The organism is Mesorhizobium sp. B2-3-10, from assembly GCF_006442275.1.
In the GTDB taxonomy this organism is placed as follows: Bacteria; Pseudomonadota; Alphaproteobacteria; order Rhizobiales; family Rhizobiaceae; genus Mesorhizobium; species Mesorhizobium australicum.
Genome location: NZ_VFVT01000002.1, coordinates 58,311 through 77,967 on the forward strand (window position 1 = coordinate 58,311; position 19,657 = coordinate 77,967).

Consider the following 19,657-nt stretch of genomic DNA (forward strand, 5'->3'; position numbering starts at 1 on the left):
CAACAAGAACAAGACGGGAAGCTCCAAGGCTTAACTCAGAGAGGTAACACAATGAAAAAACTGCTTATTGCCCTGATGACGACGACAGCGGCTTTGTCGCTGGCCGTGTCCGCGGAGGCCGCCGACAAGTTGAAGGCCTGCTGGGTCTACACCGGCCCGATCGGCGATTTTGGCTATTCCTACCAGCACGACCAGGGACGCCTCGAGGTCGAGAAGGCGCTCGGCGACAAGGTCGAGACTGCTTACCTGGAAAACGTCTCCGAAGGCCCCGATGCCGACCGTGCTTTCGAGCGCCTGGCGCGCGAAGGCTGCAAGATCATCTTCGGCACCTCGTTCGGCTTCATGGACGCCGAAGTGAAGGTCGCCAAGAAGTTTCCCAAAGTGATGTTCGAGCACGCCACCGGCTACAAGACCGGGGACAATCTCGGCATCTACAATGCCCGCTTCTATGAAGGCCGCTATGTGCTCGGCCAGATCGCCGCCAAGGAATCGAAGTCCGGCGTCGCCGGCTACATCGTCTCCTTCCCGATCCCGGAAGTGGTGATGGGGATCAACTCCTTCATGCTCGGCGCGCAGTCGATCAATCCGAACTTCAAGGCCAAGATCGTCTGGGTCAATTCGTGGTTCGATCCGGGCAAGGAAGCCGACGCCGCCAAGGCGCTGTTCGACCAGGGCGCCGACATCATCGTCCAGCACACCGACTCGACCGCGGCCCTGCAGGTGGCCGAGGAGCGCAAGCTGCACGGCTTCGGCCAGTCGTCCGACATGATCAAGTTCGCGCCCAACGCGCAGCTGACCTCGCTGACGGACGAATGGGGTCCGTATTATATCAGCCGCGTGCAGGCGGCCATCGACGGCACCTGGAAGCCGGACAATGTCTGGCTCGGCATCAAGGACGGCGCGGTCAAGCTCGCGCCCTACACCAACATGCCCGACGACGTGAAGGCGATGGCCGAAGCGACCGAAAAGAAGATCGCCGGAGGCTGGAACCCCTTCACCGGGCCGATCGCCAAGCAGGACGGCTCGGCATGGCTGAAGGACGGCGAGGTCGCCGACGACGGCACGCTGCTCGGCATGAATTTCTACGTCAAGGGCGTCGACGACAAGTTGCCGCAATAGGCAGCACGCCACGTCTCTATGGGAAGGGCGCCGCGAGGCGCCCTTTTTCATTTGGATGGTGAACTTGACGGAAGGCTCAGACAGCCGAGCCGTAGAGATCGTAAGCGTCCGCGCGCTCGATCTTGACGGTGACGATGTCGCCGGCGCGCATCGGGCGGCGCGACTGGATGTGGACCGAACCATCGATCTCGGGCGCATCATATTTGGTGCGACCCTTTGCCGAAGTGCCGTGCGCCTCGTCGATCAGCACCGGCAGACGCTTGCCGACCTTCCTGGCCAGCTGCGCTGCCGAGATCTTCTGCTGGCGCTGCATGAAGCGATGCCAGCGCGCTTCCTTGATCTCCTGCGGCACCTGCTCAAGCCCGAGCTCGTTGGAGCGGGCGCCTCTGACCGGCTCGTATTTGAAGCAGCCGGCGCGATCGATTTTCGCTTCATCCAGCCAATCGAGTAGCATCTCGAAGTCGTCATCCGTTTCGCCGGGGAAGCCGACGATGAAGGTCGAGCGGATGGCGAGATCCGGGCACACGTCGCGCCAGCCGCGAATGCGCTCGAGCGTCTTCTCGCCATGAGCGGGCCGGCGCATGTTCTTCAGCACCTGTGGCGAGGCATGCTGGAAGGGGATGTCCAGGTAGGGAAGGATTTTTCCTTCGGCCATCAGCGGGATGACGTCGGCGACGTGCGGATAGGGGTAGACATAATGCATGCGCACCCAGATGCCGAGCTTGCCCAATTCCTCCGAGAGATCGAGGAATTTCGCCCGCACTTCGCGGTCGCCGAACATGGACGTCTGGTACTTGATGTCGATGCCGTAGGCGCTGGTATCCTGCGAGATGACGAGCAGTTCCTTGACGCCGGCCTTGGCCAGTTTCTCGGCTTCGCGCAGCACATCGGCGGCCGGCCGCGAGACGAGATCGCCGCGCAGTGCCGGAATGATGCAGAAGGTGCAACGGTTGTTGCAGCCTTCCGAAATCTTCAAATAGGCATAATGGCGCGGCGTCAGCTTGACGCCTTGCGGCGGCAGCAGGTCGATGTAGGGATCGTGTGAGGGAGGGGCGGCCTCATGGACCGCGGCCATCACGCTCTCATAGGCCTGCGGGCCGGTGATCGCCAGCACGTTGGGGTGCTTCTCGCGGATCACGTCCGGCTCGGCGCCCAGACAGCCGGTGACGATGACCCTGCCGTTTTCCGACAGTGCCGAGCCGATGGCGTTGAGCGACTCGTCGCGGGCGGAGTCGAGAAAGCCACAGGTGTTGACGACAACGAGATCGGCGCCGTCATGCTTGCGGGCGATCTCGTAGCCCTCGGCCCGCAGACGCGTGATGATGCGCTCGGAATCGACAAGGGCTTTGGGACATCCGAGACTGACGAAGCTGACGCGTGGGGCGGACATGGGCAATTTTCCAATGGACGCGAACCGGAAACACCGATCCGGCCCGCAGTCTCAACATATGATGGCTTGCATGGCTCCTGGCAGGAGCTCAATTTGGGCGGCGCAATAGCACGGCTTGCTCAATCAGGCAAACGGAGCCCTGCGGCCCGACATTTGCGTCAGTGCCCGCTTGACCCGAACCAGGGTGACAGGAAGGCGAAATGATCGGGGAATTGCTGCACGGCTCCGTCCAGCAGCATCTTGACCGCGACATAGAGGATGATGACCAGGCCGATATAGGCAATCCAGCGGTATTTGTGCAGCAAGCGCGCGACGAACGACGCCGCAAAGCCCATCAACGCGATCGACAGCGCCAGTCCGACAATCAGCACCGTCGGATGGTTCATAGCCGCTCCCGCGACGGCCAGAACATTGTCGAGCGACATCGAGACGTCGGCAATGACGATCTGCCAAGCGGCCTGCGAGAAGGTTTTGCTCGGCCCCTTGCCGCCAATGACGCCGTCCTTGTCGAAGTCGCCGTTCGACAGCGCTTCGGTGGCGTCGCGCTCGTCGTCGTGGCTGACACGCAATTCGCGCCACATCTTCCAGCAAACCCACAGCAAAAGCAGGCCGCCGCCGATAAGCAGCATGGGACCAATGGTCAGCAGCCATTGCGTGATCAGGGCGAAGAAAATGCGAAGAACGGTGGCCGCCGCGATGCCGACAAGAATGGCTCGCTGGCGCTGGCTGGCCGGCAGGCCGGCAGCGGCAAGGCCGATAACGATGGCATTGTCGCCCGCGAGCGCAAGGTCGATGGCGATGACCTGAAGGAGAGCCGAAAAGCCCGCGGCGGTAAATATTTCCATCGACCTGGAAGCCCTTCGTCGAGTGTTCGTCGTCGATCGTCCGAACGGGCCTAAAGGCATGGTCCGCTGGCGTCAAGTGCGGCAACGGGCAACGCTGGAAAACCATTTTCGTGGCGGTGGAATTGCGGGAGGTTCTCGACAGCCGCCGGCACAAGCCGGAGGCGGGCGCAAGCCCGCGAGAACCTAATCGTAGAGATTGTATTTCGCCCAGTCGGCTTCCGGAATCTCGTCCCCGATCCGATAGCGGAGCTGGAGAACTTCCATATGGTCCGGTCCCGTCTGGCATTTGAATTTCAGCCGGTACCATTGCCCCTTGCTGCGGAACGCCGCACCGGGACTCCGGATTGCGTCGGCGCTCATCTCCGGCGTCGCGAAGGCGTAAGCGACGACGCGGTCGGCCTTGAACTTGCGATCATCGTGGGTGATCCGGTCCAGGATTTCGGCATCGCAACGCTGTTCGAGGCGGGTTTGCGGATCAAGTTTCATCAGCCCGGCGCGCAAAGCGTTGTCCATCGCACTGGCCGGAAAGGCCAGCGTCAGGGACGCAATGGCCATCATGCAGAGTGTCTTCATGGGCGGGACAAGCAACATGTTTTGTCTGAAAAATCAACCAATAGCGGCGGTTCATGCTCGGCAAACCCTGGCATTCAGAGGTCCGGCGCAATCAAAATCTCGTGTCGGGCTTCATCGTGCGCGACCTGCGGCCAACGAACCAGCGAAGCTCGGCCGGCATCCGTGAGATCATAGAGACCACGCTCGACCCTTGCGAACCAGCCATAGACATTGTGCTGAAGAATCTTCGGCGCGATCGACGTCAAGGCTTTCAGATCGCGCGGCCGTTTGGGGCCGTCCGCAAGCGCGACGGCGCAGGCGAGGGCGCTCTGCCGGTAGGCGGTCATGATCGGAGTGCGCGATCCGCCGCCAGCGACAGGATCGCCGCGGCGGCGCTGATGCTCATCGACAAGGCGAGAACGCCGTCGCGCATTTTTGCGCGGTGCCTGGGCGACCGGACTGAGAAGCACTTCGACCCTGTCATTGGCGGTCACCGCGAGCAGGCCGAAGCCAAGCCGACGGCAGAGATTGCGGAACCTGGCATCGCTTTCGCGCCCCTTGCCCCGCGCCGACATGCGCGCTGCCAGCCAAACTTCATCGCAAGCAGCCGCACGGTCGACGCCCTGCAGAACCAGTTCGAGATTGAACTGCAGCTTCAGCTCGCAGATGACGACGATCGGCGGCTCTCCCTCGCGCAGCGCGACGATGTCGCAACCGCCGATTTCCCCTTTCACGACGAAGTCGAGGTTTTCGAGGAAGCGCTTCACCGGCGCGTAGAGTGAGGTCTCGTTCATGCCTCGAGGCTTAGCCGATTCGCCATGAAAGGCCTCGGCACCGTGGCCCCGAACTCATCTGTCGACATGCTCGATGCCCGGCGTGTCCGGCAACCAGCCTGCTTCGACGCTCGGCGCTGCCCGTTTCGACGGCTTCCTGTGAGGCAAGAACGGATAGCCGAGCTGGCCGAAATAGCTGGAGGGGATGGGATCATCGACGCCGTATTTCTCGGGCAGCTTGTTGCCGGTGGCATTGTAGGTGCCGAATATCACGTCGAGGAACGGCAATTGGCCGGCGAAGTTCTTGTCGTAGGCTGTGCGCTGGTTGGCATGGTGCCAGCGATGGAACTGCGGGCTGGCGATCAACCACTTGAAGGGGCCGAACGCAATCCGCAGGTTTGAATGAACAAGCATCGTGTGGCCGAAGTAGATAAGCGAAAAGACGGCGAGTGAGGCGTCGGAGAAGCCAAGGAGGTAGATCGGCGTCAACGATATTGCCTTTGTGACGATCGCGTCGACCGGGTGGGAATGGAAAGCGCCGAGCCAGTCCAGCTCCTCAATGCCATGGTGTATCGCATGGAATTTCCAGAGAGCGGGGATTTTATGGAAGGCCCGATGCGCCCAATAGACGCCGATATCGGTGATCAGGATCATTTCCGCAACCTGCAGCCAGATGGGCTGGCCGCTGACGGCCCGCGTTACCGATTGCGGGACAAGGATCGCGGCGGCTTCGAGGGTGCCGAGCGCCATCATGGCCATGGCTGCCTTTATGACGAAGGTGTTGAACAGCACATAAATCAGATCGACATCCAAGCCTTTGCGGAGGACCTTCTGCGGCTGCTCGGCAAACAGATGTTCGAACGGAATGAAGATCAGCGCACAGATCAAAAGCGCCTTGATGCCAAAGATGTCCATCTATCGCCCAGCCTGTCGCCGGCACGCCGCCAGCGCTTCAACTCCTCAGCAGAACCACATCTCCCTTTCCAAAGGCTGAAGGGATCTCCGATAATGCTTATGGCCGGCATGTGATCGCCACCGATGTCGCAAGACCGCGAGACGCGTACCGATCGTCCTTGCGAAGGGCGTACGCAGCCATCTGTCCTTGTGTCACATCGGTGTCGCAACCGCGCGATATCTGGACAATGCGCGCTTGTCGAACGCAGCGCAACGCGCGTCCTTCCAGGACTAACCCCTCCGGTCCCTGCCGGCGGGGTTTCTCATTTTCAGAACCATATTGTCGGTCGCGAGTTGTCCTTGCTATTGTGGCATTGCGGTCAGCAGGGACGCCCATCATGGATGCAAGCGAAATGAGTGCGATCGGCGATACCCTCATGAGGATCGTCACGCCCGACATGTCTCCCAAGCAGCTCGTCAAGGCTGCCCGGAAAGCGCACCCCAAGGCCTCCAAGAAGGATATCGCCAGAGCAGCCTTCTTTTCGATCATCGCGAACGCCGACCGGGACATCGGCAAGGCCAGGAACCTGCAGGCGTTTGCCATCGCGGAGCGCACACAGCAGTCCGACTGAGCAAGGTGGCGACCTTCGCCTTTTGTGCAACATGCGGGCGGCCCGGCGAGGAGGGGTGGGACGCCGCCGGGCCTGACCAGCGGTGTTGGGTTGGGATGATTACCCGCCAGCTTGACCGTTAATACGCCAGCTTCCAGAAACGGCATCATTCAAACGGCGGGAGACGGTCGGGTTGCACGAAGCGTCGGGGCCACCAGACGAACGCGCAGCGAAAAGCGACCGAGCCAAAAAATCTGGCTGACATGTCTCCGGCTAAAAGCCAAATAGCAAACGCCGATCGTTTGCCGGGCGGAGCGGTTGCGGCGGCTGTTGGGCTAACACGCTATCTCACGGTCCCGTCTCAGGGAACCAATCCGCTGCCGATCTGTTGTTTTGGCAGCGTGGAGATGTCCCCTCAACTCCTAGCCGAATGGCCCGCTGCGCTCCTCCCGGAGGCGGCGGGCTTTGCTTTGTTGGAACCCGAGCCCCCCGACTTTGTTTTGGTAGAGAACAGGAGGCGCATGTGGAGCCAAAGTCATCACGCGAACTGCCAGGTCCAGAACCCCGCAAGGACCGAGGAAGGGACACCCGAAAAGCGATTGCCAAAACACCTGACAAGGCCAATGATTGGGACCGTGATGCCGTGCATGGAGATGGCGACACGATCGACATTCAGCCTGAGCCGGGCGTGGAGTCGAAATAGCCGTCTACGGTTGGGTCGCCCCCGCAACCAACTTCGCCGCCCATCGTTGACCTATGCTGGTTGATCCCAGCACTCCAGAACTTGCCCGCCGGTTCCCACCTGGCGGGCCTTTTGCTGGTGGGTTGAAAAATATGTGCCGGTCATGAAGGTTCGGAACTGGTCCGCTTCCCTGTTATCGGTTCGCCCCTTTGAACTGCCTCCTGCCCCGGCCGAAGGCTTTTTTGCACCCGCGCAGCTGGGAGGTGCCGCCATTGGAACCAGCCGGGAAACAACGCGGTCGGCACGGCGATAGTCCAGAGGGAACAAGCGATTGCTAACGCATAGCAGTTGGCCGTGACATCATCACAATGACGGACGACTTACCCCGCCACATGTGAAAGCTTCACAGGGCGTATGAGGGGAATGGCCGGTGAAGGATCAAATTGTCGGATCACTTCGGTATCATCCGAAGCCTAAATGCATCGCGTGGCTCCCAGCGTCAGCAACGCTGGAAACCGAGCGAACCGAGCGAGACGCCAAGACCGCTGGCCTCAGGCGACTGAGGGCTTACTCGGAATGGCTCGTTCGCGACGATCTAGCCTCGATGCGCGATCAGATAGACTGCTCGGCTCTTCTGTAGAGCGTCAGCCGGCTGTGGCACGGCCCATGCCTTGCGAGAGGGAGCTAGAGCAGGACTCGCTGCTATAGCGCTTCCCATTGCCGTTTGCCGTTTGCGGGCTGTCTGGGCGTTGGCGATGTCATCGAAGGCGCATTCCATGCTCAGAGCATAAATCGAAACGGATTCGCTATCAGTCTCCTGTTTGTCACGCTGAGCGGGCTGGCTCCGCCGGCGGGCTTTTTTTGGCTCCTATGACGTCCTGCGGTTTTTTGAACCGGGCGCGCTAGGTGGAATGATGCGGAACAGTGGAATCGTTCGTTCTAGTTGCAACAACTGCAGTAACGGTTGATTCAACCATTGCTGGTATTCCATTTATGGTGGCGGCTCCGACAGTGCGGCGGGGGCTGGGTTGCCGGAGCCGCCTGCGCAGTCCGGTTGGGATTTGACCGCGCTGTCTCAGAATAGGACAGCGCGGTCAATGATTCGTTAATCGTGACAGTTTCGCCGGTCGGGCGTCAGCAGTAATCTGTAGCTTTCGACGATGGCAATGATCGCCTTGGACGCAATGGAACAATTCCGTGTGTCGGAGGCGGCCCGCCGGCTTGCGTTTCTCCAGTTTATTGCGCTCTCGCCTCAACCCTCTCAAGGCACTGAACGGGAATATTAGGCCATGTCGCCTTGGCGCATTCCGATGCCGTAACGGCCACCACGGGCTCGCCTTGCACACTGGCCGCTTGGGTAGGCGTGGATGCAAGGAGGAATGTCTGCGTCAGGAGGGCTGACAAGGCTGCAACTTGAACAAGCACGGCGGCAAAGGCGATTTTCTTGAGCATGCCGAGAGAACGCGGTGGATAGCTACCGGTTCCCTGTGCCCACCATGCCCAAAATCATCGTGAATGGTAACTACGAGACGCTTTACGGCCCTTGCAGTCACCCCTTATCGGCTCTCAAATCGGCGGCCCCAGATGCCCGTCTCGAACTCGACCATGGCACCCGCGGATGATTTGGTGAAGATGTTGCGGCACCACCGCAGCCAAGCGGGCTGGGGATAGCGGTGGGGTCCCTATCTGATTCATAGACGTTATGGCGGAGGGAGTGGGATTCGAACCCACGGTGAACTTGCGCCCACGCCGGTTTTCAAGACCGGTGCCTTAAACCGCTCGGCCATCCCTCCAGCGACTGCCGGTCACTGCTCTAGTGTGCCCGGCAAAGGCCTGTCAACCGGCTTGCGTGAGCAGGTCGCTCCCTGAGCCTAGGACAGGACAGGCGGCGTCACAATCTTGCCCGGTTCCGGCCACAATCGGTTAATACCGTGATAAACAATTCCTGCGCACAAAGGATCGGGGTTCGAGGCGTCGTTGGCATTGTCGAGTGAGTGCTTTGGCTCCTCTGATGGTCGGATGCGACGTCTTCATGAGATTTAGGGGGCAATCAAGAATGCAGGCTGTGACGCACCCGCGTCTTCGTCGCGTTGCCACGGTTGCGTTGCTTGCAGCGTCGGCTGCATTGCTCGCCGCTTGCGCGTCGCAGCCCGAGCCGAAAGGGATGGTCTACAAGAAGACCCGCTCCAAGGAATATTTCGCCGAGACCGAATATGGGGTGAAGGCCAGTCCGCGCGCTGCCTTCATGCGGCGCGGCGGCGGTCGCGACCAGCTTGGCAAGCCCTATCAGGTGCGCGGCAAGTGGTATTATCCCAAGGAAGACAAGAAGTACGCCAAGGTGGGTCTGGCATCATGGTATGGCGACGCCTTCCATGGCCGGCTGACCGCCAATGGCGAAGTCTACGACATGGCGCATCTGACGGCGGCGCATCCGACCATGCCGCTGCCCAGCTATGCCCGCGTCACCAACCTCGAAACCGGCAGTTCGGTCATCGTGCGCGTCAATGACCGCGGCCCCTACCATGAGGGCCGCATCATCGACGTCTCGGAGCGAGCCGCGCAGATGCTGGACTACGACAAGGTCGGCACCGCGAAGGTGAAGGTCGAATATGTCGGCCGCGCGCCGCTCGACGGCAATGACGACCAGTACCTGATGGCCTCTTACCATCCAGGCAACCGCATACCGGACCCATCGGACGGCCTGCCGACCGGCGTCATGGTGGCCATGAACGGGCCTTCGCCGAGCCTTCCGGTCAGCGCGGCCGCCGTGCCGTTTCCAGGTCAGCTGACGGATGCCGCGGCACCGATGCAGGGACGGATGGCCGCACAGCCGGCCTTCGGCGATCCGGCGCTGCCCGATTTTGGACCGATCGTGCCGGAACGGCCGCAGATCAGCCTGCCGCCGCAATCGCCGTTCGCCATGGCATCGCTGTCCTATGCGGATGAACGCGTCCATCGCGCGGATGTCTTTGCCGCTCTGGACGACAGCGGCATGTCGCCCGCAGACATCCTGCGGTCGTGGAAAAACACCGGCCGCCAAGCGGCGCCATCCAGTGCCGATTATGTCGCCGCCGGCACGTTCGACGACGCCACCGAAGCCACACGTGTGGCCTCGGCACTAAAGCCCTTCGGCAGAATAGAAATCCAGCGCTCCGATCTCGACGGCAATGACTGGTATGCGGTCAACCTCTATCCGGACGGCCATGGCGGTCTGGACGAGTTGCTGAAGGCGGCGTGGTCTCATGGCGCGCCCGACGCGCTGGTCGTGCGCGACTGATCCAGCGCCGGTTTGCGCCCGGCAGTTGATCCCTCACCGAAAAAGCCCGATAGTTTCGGGACGCCGGAGGGGCCGGCCAACGGGTCGATTTTCATGCAGTTTCGCTTGCTACAGCCTTTCGCCGTTTTTTTTCTCCTCAGCCTCCTGCTTACGCTTTCGCCGGCCCAAGCGCAGCTTTTCGAGACCAAGGCCGCGCAAGCCTTCATGATCGATGCCGATACCGGCACGGTGCTGTTTTCGAAAGATGCCGATAAACCCATTCCGCCGGCTTCGATGGCCAAGCTGATGACGATGGAAGTGGTTTTCAACGCCCTCAAATCCGGGCGCCTCAAACTCGACGATACGTTCGTGGTCAGCGAAAACGCCTGGCGCAAAGGTGGCGCGCCGTCGGGGACCTCGACGATGTTCGCCAAGCTCAAATCGGCGATCCGGCTCGAGGACCTGATCCAGGGGGTGACCGTGCAGGCCGCCAATGACGGCTGTATCGTCATCGCCGAAGGCATGGCCGGATCCGAGGACAATTTTGCCGGAGAGATGACCGAACGTGCGCGCCAGATCGGCCTCAAGACGTCGACTTTCGTGAACTCCACTGGCCTGCCGGCCGACGGCCAGCAGACAAACGTGCGCGAATTGGCGCAGCTCGCCCTGCATCTATGGCGCGAATACCCCGATTTCTACCGGTATTACGGGTTGAAGGATTTCACCTGGAACAAGATCTCGCAGAGGAACCGCAACCCGTTGCTGGCGATGGACATCGGCGCCGACGGCCTGGCTGTCGGCGCAAGCGAGACATCCGGTTTCGGCATCGTGGCTTCGGTCAGCCACAACGGCACGAGGGTGATCGCGGCGATGAGCGGGCTGGCAAATGACAAGGAGCGCGCAGAAGAGGCACGCAAACTGCTCGATTGGGGCGTTCGCTCGTTCGAGAAGACCGAAATCTTCGCCAAGGACGAGGTGGTCGGAGAGGCCCAGGTTTTTGGCGGCATGAAATCCGGCGTGACGCTCAAGGCAAAAGGTCCGATCGACATCTTCCTGCCGATCACCAACCGCGACAAGCTGACGGCCAGGATCATCTACACCGGCCCGGTCGCGGCACCGGTGGAGGAGGGGCAGCCGGTGGGCGCACTGCGCGTCTGGATCGGCGACACGCTGAGCCAGGAGACACCGTTGTTCGCCGCCGAGTCGATCAGCGTCGGCACGTTGCCGCAACGCGCTCTCGATGCCGTCAAGGAACTAGCGATCGGCTGGCTTCGATAGCGCCGACGGCATGGACGTTTTCCCGAACGCGGACTATCTACAGCCCAACAATCCACTCGAACACGAACAAAGGCCCTCGATTGGCGCGCGGTTTTTTCATCACCTTCGAAGGCGGCGAAGGCGCAGGCAAGTCGACACAGATCGAGCGGCTGGCCACCAAGATGCGCGCCAAGAAGTATGATGTCGTACGGACACGCGAGCCGGGCGGCTCGCCGGGCGCCGAAGCGGTCAGGCATGTCCTGCTTTCGGGTGCCGCCGAACCGTTCGGGCCCAAGATGGAAGCGCTGCTCTTCGCAGCCGCGCGTTCTGACCACGTCGAGCAGGTCATCCGTCCGGCGGTCGAACGCGGCTCCATCGTGCTTTGTGACCGCTTCCTGGATTCCTCGCGTGTCTATCAAGGCGTTACGGGTGGGATCGATCCGGCATTCATGACCATGCTGGAACAGGTCGCCATCAACGGCATGATGCCCGACATGACGCTGATCTTCGATATCGACCCGGCCGAGGGTTTGAAGCGCGCGACATTGCGGCGTGGCAGCGATGCCACAGCCGACCGCTTCGAAAAAGAGACGCTGGCCATCCACCAGGCCCGCCGCGAAGCGTTCCTGGCGATCGCCGCGGCAGAGCCGGAACGCTGCATCGTCGTCGATGCGTCCGCCGATCCGGACACGGTGGAGGATGTCGTCACGGCGACCGTGTTCGCGGCACTGGAGGCAAGGGCGTCCGAGCGCAACAGGCAGGTCGCACCCGTATGATCTTCGAACGCATCGCGCCGGAACAGCATGATACGCTGGACGGTGTGCCGGAACCCTCCGAAACACCGCGTCTGGTCGGACACGGGCAGGCCGTCACCATGCTTGCCGCCGCCTATCGTGCGGGAAAGCTGCCGCATGCGCTTATCTTCGCCGGTCCGGTCGGGATCGGCAAGGCGACGCTCGCCTTCCATCTCGCCCACCACCTTTTGAAGTATCCGGCCTTCGACCAGGCGCCTGGCAACCTAGCAGTTCCCGATCCGGCCTCGCCGCTGTTTCGCCAGATCGCAACCGGCGCGCATCCCGGCGTACTGCATCTGACCCGCCCGTTGAACGACAAGACCAAGAGTTTCAAGACCGTCGTCACCGTCGACGAAATCCGCAAGGTCAGCCGCTTTCTGTCGCTGACTTCGCATGACGGCAGCTACCGGGTGGTGATCGTCGATCCGGCCGACGACATGAATGCCAATGCGGCCAATGCCTTGCTGAAGAATCTCGAGGAACCACCGGCACGGACCCTGTTCATTCTCATCGTCCATGCACCCGGCAGTCTGCTGCCGACGATCCGCTCGCGCTGCCAGGTGGTGCGGCTGACACCGCTCGACGCCAACGAACTGATGGCGGTGCTGGAGACAGCGGAGCCGCCGCCGCCCGACGATCCGGCCGCGAGGGCTGCATTGGTCGAGCGGGCAGGGGGCAGCGCCCGCAACGCGATCCTGTTGACGCAGTATGGCGGGCTGGAGATCGCGCGGACGCTGGATGGACTGGTGGCGACGGGAAAGAGCGATATTGGCGGCGCCTATCGCCTGGCCGAGGCGGTCGCGGGCAAGGACCAGGCGATACAGTTCGACATCTTCAATCGCCGGGCGCTGGACCTTCTGTCGGATGCGGCAAGCCAGGCGGCGCGGGCTGGCGATCTCAAGCGGGCCAAAACGCTGTCGGACAGTTGGCATGAGGCGCTGGACGCTATATCTGAGACGGACACCTACAATCTCGATAAAAAGCAGCACGCCCTGACCATGATCGACCGCCTGAATTCTGCAATGCGAATGTGACGGGCCTTTTTTGGTGCATGCCGTTGCCCCTTAAACCGGGGCCACTTTTGGGCGGCATGCACTGGTCTCGGGATGGCAATCGCCATTCCGATGCGATATCCACCGCCACGGCCTCCATTCAGACATTCATGACGGTTCATTCATGTCACGCGACACATTCTACATCACGACCGCGATTTCCTATCCGAACGGCAAGCCGCATATCGGCCATGCCTACGAGCTGATCGCCACCGATGCTCTTGCCCGCTTCCAGCGGCTCGACGGCAAGCAGGTCTTCTTCCTTACCGGCACCGACGAGCACGGCATCAAGATGCTGCAGACAGCCAAGCGCGAAGGCATTTCTGCGCGCGAACTGGCCGACCGCAATTCAGCCGAGTTCAAGCGCATGGCGACCGCGCTCAACGCCTCCAACGACGATTTCATCCGCACCACGGAGGAGCGCCATTACGCTGCTTCGCAGGCGATCTGGAAGGCGATGGCCGCCAATGGCGACGTCTATAAGGGCGGCTATGCCGGCTGGTACTCGGTGCGCGACGAAGCCTATTACGGCGAGGAGGAGACCGAGGTCCGTCCCGACAATGTCCGCTACGGGCCGCAGGGAACGCCGGTCGAATGGGTCGAGGAAGAGAGCTACTTCTTCCGCCTGTCGGCCTATCAGGACAAGCTCGTCGCGCTTTATGAAGGCCAGCCCGACTTCATAGGTCCGGCCGAGCGCCGCAACGAGGTGATGAGCTTCGTCAAGTCGGGACTGAAGGACCTGTCGATCTCGCGCACCACATTTGACTGGGGCGTGCCGGTACCCGGCGACGAAAAGCATGTCATGTATGTGTGGGTCGACGCGCTGACCAACTACATCACCGGCGTCGGCTATCCCGATGAAAAAGATGAGAAATGGAAGTTCTGGCCAGCCGATGCGCACATCATCGGCAAGGACATCGTGCGCTTCCACGCGGTTTATTGGCCGGCCTTCCTGATGTCGGCCGGCATCCCGCTGCCGAAGCGCGTCTTCGGCCACGGCTTTCTGTTCAACCGCGGCGAGAAGATGTCGAAATCGGTCGGCAACGTCATCGACCCGTTCACCATGATCGAGCATTATGGCCTCGACCAGGTACGCTACTTCTTCCTGCGCGAAGTGCCGTTCGGCCAGGACGGCAGCTACAGCCATGAAGCGATCGTCAACCGCACCAACGCCGATCTGGCCAACGGTCTCGGCAATCTGGCGCAGCGCTCGCTGTCGATGATCGCCAAGAATTGCGGCGGCGTGGTACCGAAGCGCGGCGACCTGGCGGAAGCCGACAAGGTGATCCTGGATCAAGCGATCGACGCTCTCGCCACCGCGCGCAAGGCAATGGCCGAACAGGGCATCCATCTGGCACTGGCGGCGATCTTCGGCGTGGTTGCGGAAGCCGACCGGTATTTCGCCGGACAGGAACCCTGGGCGCTCAAGAAAACCAATCCCGAGCGCATGGAAACGGTGCTGTGGACTACGGCCGAAGTGGTCCGGCGCGTGGCGGTTCTATGCCAGCCCTTCATTCCGGGCTCGGCCGGCAAGCTGCTCGACCTGCTGGCGGTGCCGGCGGATTATCGCGAGTTCGTGCATGTCCACGCCGACCACGCGCTTGTTTCCGGGACGGCGCTGCCTGCGCCGGAGGGCGTGTTTCCGCGCTATGTCGAACAGACGGACGCGAACGCCTGATGCTCGTCGACAGCCATTGTCATCTGGACTTTCCGGACTTCGCCGAGGAGCGGGCGGCCATTGTCGCCCGCGCCAAGGCGGCCGGAATCGGCCGCATGGTGACGATCTCCACGCGCGTGAAGCGGTTTCAGCAAGTTCTTGAGATCGCGGAGACTTTCGACGAAGTCTATTGCTCGGTCGGCACTCACCCGCACAATGCCGCCGAGGAGCTCGACGTCACCACCGCCGACCTTGTCCGCCTGTCCACTCACCCAAAGGTGGTGGCGATCGGCGAAGCAGGTCTCGATTATTTCTACGACAAGGCACCGCGCGATGCGCAGGCGCAGGGTTTTCGCGCTCATATCGCCGCCGCCCGCGAGACCGGGCTGCCTCTCGTCATCCATTCACGCGATGCCGACGACGACATGGCCGCCATTCTCGAGGACGAGACAGGGAAGGGCGCCTTCCCGTTCATCCTGCATTGTTTTTCGTCGGGACGGCGGCTCGCCGAGGTCGGCGTGTCGTTTGGCGGCTATGTGTCGTTCTCGGGCATCCTGACCTTCAAGAACTCGATCGAATTGCGTGCCATCGCCGCCGATTTGCCGCGTGACCGGCTGCTGGTCGAGACCGACGCGCCATATCTGGCGCCGGTGCCGTTCCGCGGCAAGCGCAACGAGCCGGCTTACGTCGCGCAAACCGCGAAGGTGCTGGCCGAGACAATCGGCGTCAGCGAGGCTGAGATCGCGGCGGTGACGACCGATAATTTCTTTCGGCTGTTTGGAAAAATGCCTCGCCAGCAGGCGCTCGAGACATGAGCGACCGGCTGCGCCTGACAATTCTCGGCTGCGGGTCATCCCCAGGCACGCCGCGCATCACCGGCGACTGGGGCAATTGCGATCCCACCAATCCCAGGAACCGGCGCATGCGCACGGCGGCACTTGTCGAGCGCATTGCCGTCAATGGCGGCCGCACCACGGTCGTCATCGACACCGGCCCGGATTTCCGCGAGCAGATGCTGATGGCTTCAGTCAGGCGCATCGACGGGGTGATCTACACCCATCCGCATGCTGACCACATCCACGGCATCGATGACCTGCGCGGCTATGTGCTGGAACAACGGCATCGCATCGGCATCCATGCCGACGAGCCCACCATGCTGCGGCTGCGCGAGGCGTTCGGCTATTGCTTCCAGACGCCGGCAGGCAGTTCCTATCCGCCGATCGTCGACGCCCACATAATCGATCATACCAGGCCGGTCGTGGTCGAAGGTGAGGGGGGCGCCCTCACCTTCGAGCCGCTGCCCCAGATCCATGGCGACATCATTTCGCTGGGTTTCCGCATCGGTGGGCTCGCCTACTGTCCCGATGTCAGCGACTTTCCCAAGACCACCGCAGAACGGCTGCGAGGTCTCGACATGCTGGTCATCGACGCTTTGCAATACAACACGCATCCAAGCCATCTTTCGCTTGGCCAGGCGCTGGACTGGATCGAGGCGCTTTCGCCTGGGAGCGCCGTGCTGACGCACATGCACGTGCCGCTCGATTACACCGCCGTGATGGCCGAGACGCCCGACAATGTCGAACCAGCCTATGATGGCATGGTGATCGAAATCCCATACGAGTCAAACCGGTAGAGGCTGCTGCTCAGGTGGGGTTTCAAGTCGTCGTTGAACGCTCGACCATGGGTTCGAGGTCGTGAAGTGCCGGTGGTGCCCATTCATAATGTTTGCCGAGAGCGGTCGGAACCGCAGCAATTCCCCGGCCGCGCTACGTGTGTAGGTTCCATAATCTATCTTATGCGACTTTTATCACGGCGTGAAAGCATCTCGAATCCATCTCACAGCCCTGCTTCACAGCCCGCGCTTCCGAAGCAGACCGGACCAAAAGCGTCTCAAACTCGCGAATGAAACTGGCGCACGCCTCTCCATGCCGCGGTATTCGATCCTGTCGCGACCGACCGCTTCGTCATTCCAGACCAATTCAAAGGCGATGCCTTTGAATCCGAGCTCGCCGATCTGACGCACAATGGTCTCTTGCAGATAGATATCGGATAGTCGCACGCCATCGGGCCGCTCCGGCAACTTGAATATCTCGGCCCCGCCGATGGCCTCCGGCCGAAGGACGAGATTTTCGATCATCATGATACCGCCATCGTCAACCGGACGGTTCTTGAACGTTCTTCGTCCATCGCATCGACCACATTGGTGACGTTGAACAGCGATATGGGTTCGTCAGCACGAAGCGACAGGAAGTCACCATACGGTTCTAGAATCGGCCTTAGCAACTTCAACGCGTGCTCCTCAGAATGAGCACGTGCTCGCCGAGCCAAGGAAAATCCGAATATAGCCGGGGTGTTCCGTCTTCTTGCTCGCGCAGGAATTTCATCCGCGGCGGACGCCATCGCTTCTGGCCCAGGTCGCCGAGGCTCGCGAATAGCTGGTAGTCCTCGGCTTGTTGGGGAAGAACCCATTCCTGTCCCTCCACTACACGCGGACTATAGATTTTCACCCGACCTCCTGACCCGGCGCCGCCGACACCGGCACGTCGCTCGAGACATCGCGTCCGGTTTGGCGGACGCCCGTACCGAGCATATCATGCCAGATGACGCGGCGGCGGCGCGCGACGCTTTCCATGTGTTCCTACATCGCGACCGGTCGCATCAGGGCAGCCTCCGGTGGTCGAGCAGGATGCGGTAGATCTGGATTCGCTCCGGTAATTCGATCAGGAACTCCGGGTCGCGGTCGAGATGGTGGACCTTGGTTGGCTCACCCTTGGTGAAAGCCGTCATCGATTCGTGGTCGGGCCAGTACGAGATGGTGGTGAACCAGCTTTCCCCTTCGCGATCCTCGCGAAACAGCTGGACGCCCAGGGCGGTTTTCTCAAGCGGCGGAATACCTTCGGCTCTCAAATAGACTTCGTAAGCGTCGCCTACGTCAGCCCCGGTACGGCCGCGCCAGATGCGTGCGATGGTCGGCGTTGTCGTCATCGATCTTTCTCCTTTTGCACCTCTTCAACCCTTGTGCTGAGCCATGGACGCGCGTCAGGAAGTCCCGCACCAGCGGAAGCGCGCTATCGAAATGGGTTTCCAGAAGCCAGTGGCCGGCGCCTTTCACTGCGGCCGGCATGTAGCCATCTTCCGTTCCCCAGGCGATGAGAGTCGGCGGCTGTCTTTCGCGCAAATAGGCATAGCTGCCAGCGCAGATTCCGTTCCTAAAAATAGTCGAGCACCCCGCTGAAAGCAGTTGCTATTGCAATGACGTGGACGAGGCCAAGCGCCAACCAACCGGCGCGGCCGGCTTGAGCAACAAATGCCCCATAGGCAGGAAACTGTGCCACAGCCAACCCTAGGGAAAGGCTGGTAATCGTGTTGTCGGTCAAAAGAGTTGCCAACATGGGGATTGGATAGAGAATGCGGGCTAGCACATAGTCGCCATGCCCAGCTCCGGCCGAAAAGAGTGCCAGCAGGAAGGCAACGGGAGTAGCGCATAGGCCGAAAAGGAGACCTGCCTGCCATGAGAACTTCGGCAATGTCATTCCCTTCCCCATCAACCACATCTATGCGGATGCGTTCAGCCATAAGAACCGCGGCACTCGACAACAAAGATAGATCATGCGGATTTTCCTCGGTCGGTCCATTCGCTTTATCGCAGTTCCAGTAATCTGCAACGTTTACCCACTTTAGCAAGCTCAATGTCCCCGTCTCAGGGCCGCCTCCAGCTTGGAACCGACGGAACTTCTGGACGGCGATTTCGGCAATGGAATTCGACCATCCCAGCAACTACGCTAGCTTCAATCCATCACGCCTCGGCTGGACTCAAAGGCTTATCAAGAATGACCACACGATCTTCCTTTCTCGGCTTGCCCGATCGCCTCGCCGACGGCACTGCGCCCCGCGCGGTGATCTTCGGCGCCGGGCACGGCAGCACCTATCCCGGCAAGGACAGCACCGGTCACGCCTTTGCCGCCGATGCTATCCGCGGTTCGAGCCAGGGTGATGCCGCGCTTGTCGAGCATTGGGATTTCGATCTCGGCGGCCCGCTGTTCGACGGCAAGCCGGTCTGCTGCGTCGACGCCGGCGACATCCTGACCATCATGCATGACAATGCCGGCAACCGCGCCCGGATCGAGGCGAAGACGCGCGAGGTCCTGTCCTTGGCGGCCGTGCCCATCCTGCTCGGCGGCGACGATTCCGTGGTCAGTCCCTTCCTCGCCGGCTTCGCGGATCACGGGCCTGTCTGGATCCTGCAGATTGACGCCCATATCGACTGGCGAGACGAGGTGCATGGCGAACGCCATGGCTACTCCAGCCCGATGCGCCGCGCGAGCGAGATGGCGCATGTCGCCGGCATGGTGCAGGTCGGACTGCGCAGCGTCGGCAGCGCGCGCCTTACGGAAATCGAAGCGGCGCGGCACTATGGCAGCCGTTTCGTCACCGCCCGCGAGGTCCACGCCCTGGGTGTCGAAGCGGCGCTCGGCCATATTCCGGAAGGCGCGCGCGTCGTCGTTACCCTCGACTGCGACAGTCTCGACCCCTGCACCATGCCGGGCGTGGCCGCGCGTACGCCCGGCGGCCTTACCTACACACAGGTCATCGATCTCATCGCGGGCCTGGGCAAGCGAGCGAGGATCGCCGGATTCGATCTTGTGGAGCTCTATCCGCCAGCCGATATCGACGGCCTGTCGGCGCTCACCGCCGCGCGACTTCTTGTCAATGTTATCGGCGCCCTGGTCAGGCAGGTTTGAGACCCGACCTGAGGTCGAATACGGCCCCGGTCC

Annotated in this window: 19 protein-coding genes, 1 tRNA gene and 1 pseudogene; 10 read left to right on the forward strand and 11 right to left on the reverse strand. The window is 61.5% G+C overall.

Annotation, left to right across the window (positions count from 1 at the left end):
* Nucleotides 1–51: 51 nt before the first annotated feature.
* The gene (locus FJ943_RS06790) at nucleotides 52–1,119 is read left to right on the forward strand and encodes a BMP family ABC transporter substrate-binding protein (RefSeq protein ID WP_015317891.1); all 1,068 of its coding nucleotides are present in this window, start codon (nucleotides 52–54) and stop codon (nucleotides 1,117–1,119) included.
* Between the two features lie 76 nt (nucleotides 1,120–1,195).
* On the opposite strand, the gene rimO is transcribed toward FJ943_RS06790, so the two are convergent.
* From rimO to FJ943_RS06815, 5 genes are all read right to left on the reverse strand, one after another.
* Entirely contained in the window at nucleotides 1,196–2,509 is a 1,314-nt protein-coding gene (rimO, locus tag FJ943_RS06795) for a 30S ribosomal protein S12 methylthiotransferase RimO (RefSeq protein ID WP_140718162.1), read from the reverse strand.
* A 158-nt stretch (nucleotides 2,510–2,667) separates the two neighbouring features.
* Entirely contained in the window at nucleotides 2,668–3,354 is a 687-nt protein-coding gene (locus FJ943_RS06800; protein WP_023773709.1) for a TerC family protein, read from the reverse strand.
* 183 nt (nucleotides 3,355–3,537) lie between these two features.
* A complete protein-coding gene (locus FJ943_RS06805) occupies nucleotides 3,538–3,945 on the reverse strand; it encodes a DUF930 domain-containing protein (protein ID WP_041163455.1) in 408 nt (135 codons plus the stop codon).
* Nucleotides 3,946–4,001: 56 nt separating this feature from the next.
* The gene (locus FJ943_RS06810) at nucleotides 4,002–4,700 is read right to left on the reverse strand and encodes a DUF2161 domain-containing phosphodiesterase (protein WP_140720471.1); all 699 of its coding nucleotides are present in this window, start codon (nucleotides 4,698–4,700) and stop codon (nucleotides 4,002–4,004) included.
* A gap of 54 nt (nucleotides 4,701–4,754) precedes the next feature.
* Nucleotides 4,755–5,594: a sterol desaturase family protein gene (locus tag FJ943_RS06815; RefSeq protein ID WP_015317896.1), complete on the reverse strand. Its 840-nt coding sequence runs from the start codon at nucleotides 5,592–5,594 to the stop codon at nucleotides 4,755–4,757.
* Nucleotides 5,595–5,971: 377 nt separating this feature from the next.
* Here FJ943_RS06815 and FJ943_RS06820 point away from each other — a divergent pair, with 377 nt between their 5' ends.
* A complete protein-coding gene (locus FJ943_RS06820; protein ID WP_023784107.1) occupies nucleotides 5,972–6,205 on the forward strand; it encodes a hypothetical protein in 234 nt (77 codons plus the stop codon).
* 2,364 nt (nucleotides 6,206–8,569) lie between these two features.
* Here the strand turns inward: FJ943_RS06820 and FJ943_RS06830 are convergent.
* Nucleotides 8,570–8,659: transfer RNA gene (locus FJ943_RS06830), tRNA-Ser, on the reverse strand.
* 263 nt (nucleotides 8,660–8,922) lie between these two features.
* Between FJ943_RS06830 and FJ943_RS06835 the strand changes: the two genes are divergently transcribed.
* The 7 genes from FJ943_RS06835 to FJ943_RS06865 all read left to right on the forward strand — a co-directional run bounded on the left by FJ943_RS06835 (nucleotide 8,923) and on the right by FJ943_RS06865 (nucleotide 16,515).
* Complete coding sequence (locus FJ943_RS06835; protein WP_140720473.1) at nucleotides 8,923–10,143, forward strand: septal ring lytic transglycosylase RlpA family protein; 1,221 nt, start codon at nucleotides 8,923–8,925, stop codon at nucleotides 10,141–10,143.
* A 93-nt stretch (nucleotides 10,144–10,236) separates the two neighbouring features.
* Nucleotides 10,237–11,400 (forward strand): D-alanyl-D-alanine carboxypeptidase family protein, encoded by a 1,164-nt coding sequence (locus FJ943_RS06840; RefSeq protein ID WP_140619636.1) that lies wholly within the window; start codon nucleotides 10,237–10,239, stop codon nucleotides 11,398–11,400.
* Between the two features lie 80 nt (nucleotides 11,401–11,480).
* Complete coding sequence (tmk, locus tag FJ943_RS06845) at nucleotides 11,481–12,155, forward strand: dTMP kinase (RefSeq protein ID WP_140720475.1); 675 nt, start codon at nucleotides 11,481–11,483, stop codon at nucleotides 12,153–12,155.
* A complete protein-coding gene (locus FJ943_RS06850; RefSeq protein ID WP_140720477.1) occupies nucleotides 12,152–13,207 on the forward strand; it encodes a DNA polymerase III subunit delta' in 1,056 nt (351 codons plus the stop codon). Before tmk ends, FJ943_RS06850 begins: the two co-directional genes overlap by 4 nt.
* 142 nt (nucleotides 13,208–13,349) lie before the next feature.
* Nucleotides 13,350–14,903 (forward strand): methionine--tRNA ligase, encoded by a 1,554-nt coding sequence (gene metG / locus FJ943_RS06855; protein WP_015317902.1) that lies wholly within the window; start codon nucleotides 13,350–13,352, stop codon nucleotides 14,901–14,903.
* Nucleotides 14,903–15,697 (forward strand): TatD family hydrolase, encoded by a 795-nt coding sequence (locus FJ943_RS06860; RefSeq protein ID WP_015317903.1) that lies wholly within the window; start codon nucleotides 14,903–14,905, stop codon nucleotides 15,695–15,697. Before metG ends, FJ943_RS06860 begins: the two co-directional genes overlap by 1 nt.
* Nucleotides 15,694–16,515, forward strand: coding sequence for an MBL fold metallo-hydrolase (locus FJ943_RS06865; RefSeq protein WP_140720478.1), 822 nt, complete (start codon nucleotides 15,694–15,696; stop codon nucleotides 16,513–16,515). The genes FJ943_RS06860 and FJ943_RS06865 overlap by 4 nt, the downstream gene beginning before the upstream one ends.
* A 216-nt stretch (nucleotides 16,516–16,731) precedes the next feature.
* Here the strand turns inward: FJ943_RS06865 and FJ943_RS29885 are convergent, their stop codons facing one another.
* From FJ943_RS29885 to FJ943_RS06885, 5 genes and pseudogenes are all read right to left on the reverse strand, one after another.
* Complete coding sequence (locus FJ943_RS29885; protein ID WP_246671837.1) at nucleotides 16,732–17,022, reverse strand: hypothetical protein; 291 nt, start codon at nucleotides 17,020–17,022, stop codon at nucleotides 16,732–16,734.
* Nucleotides 17,023–17,167: 145 nt separating this feature from the next.
* Entirely contained in the window at nucleotides 17,168–17,389 is a 222-nt protein-coding gene (locus FJ943_RS29890) for a hypothetical protein (protein WP_246671838.1), read from the reverse strand.
* A 151-nt stretch (nucleotides 17,390–17,540) separates the two neighbouring features.
* Nucleotides 17,541–17,867, reverse strand: coding sequence for a hypothetical protein (locus FJ943_RS06875; protein ID WP_140720480.1), 327 nt, complete (start codon nucleotides 17,865–17,867; stop codon nucleotides 17,541–17,543).
* Nucleotides 17,868–17,904: 37 nt separating this feature from the next.
* Nucleotides 17,905–18,063: pseudogene (locus tag FJ943_RS29895) on the reverse strand (alpha/beta hydrolase); the annotation flags it as partial.
* A gap of 28 nt (nucleotides 18,064–18,091) precedes the next feature.
* Nucleotides 18,092–18,415: a hypothetical protein gene (locus tag FJ943_RS06885; RefSeq protein ID WP_140720482.1), complete on the reverse strand. Its 324-nt coding sequence runs from the start codon at nucleotides 18,413–18,415 to the stop codon at nucleotides 18,092–18,094.
* Nucleotides 18,416–18,712: 297 nt separating this feature from the next.
* Between FJ943_RS06885 and FJ943_RS06890 the strand changes: the two genes are divergently transcribed.
* On the forward strand, nucleotides 18,713–19,624 hold the full coding sequence (locus FJ943_RS06890; protein ID WP_140720484.1) for an agmatinase: 912 nt from the start codon (nucleotides 18,713–18,715) through the stop codon (nucleotides 19,622–19,624).
* Nucleotides 19,625–19,657: the final 33 nt, after the last annotated feature.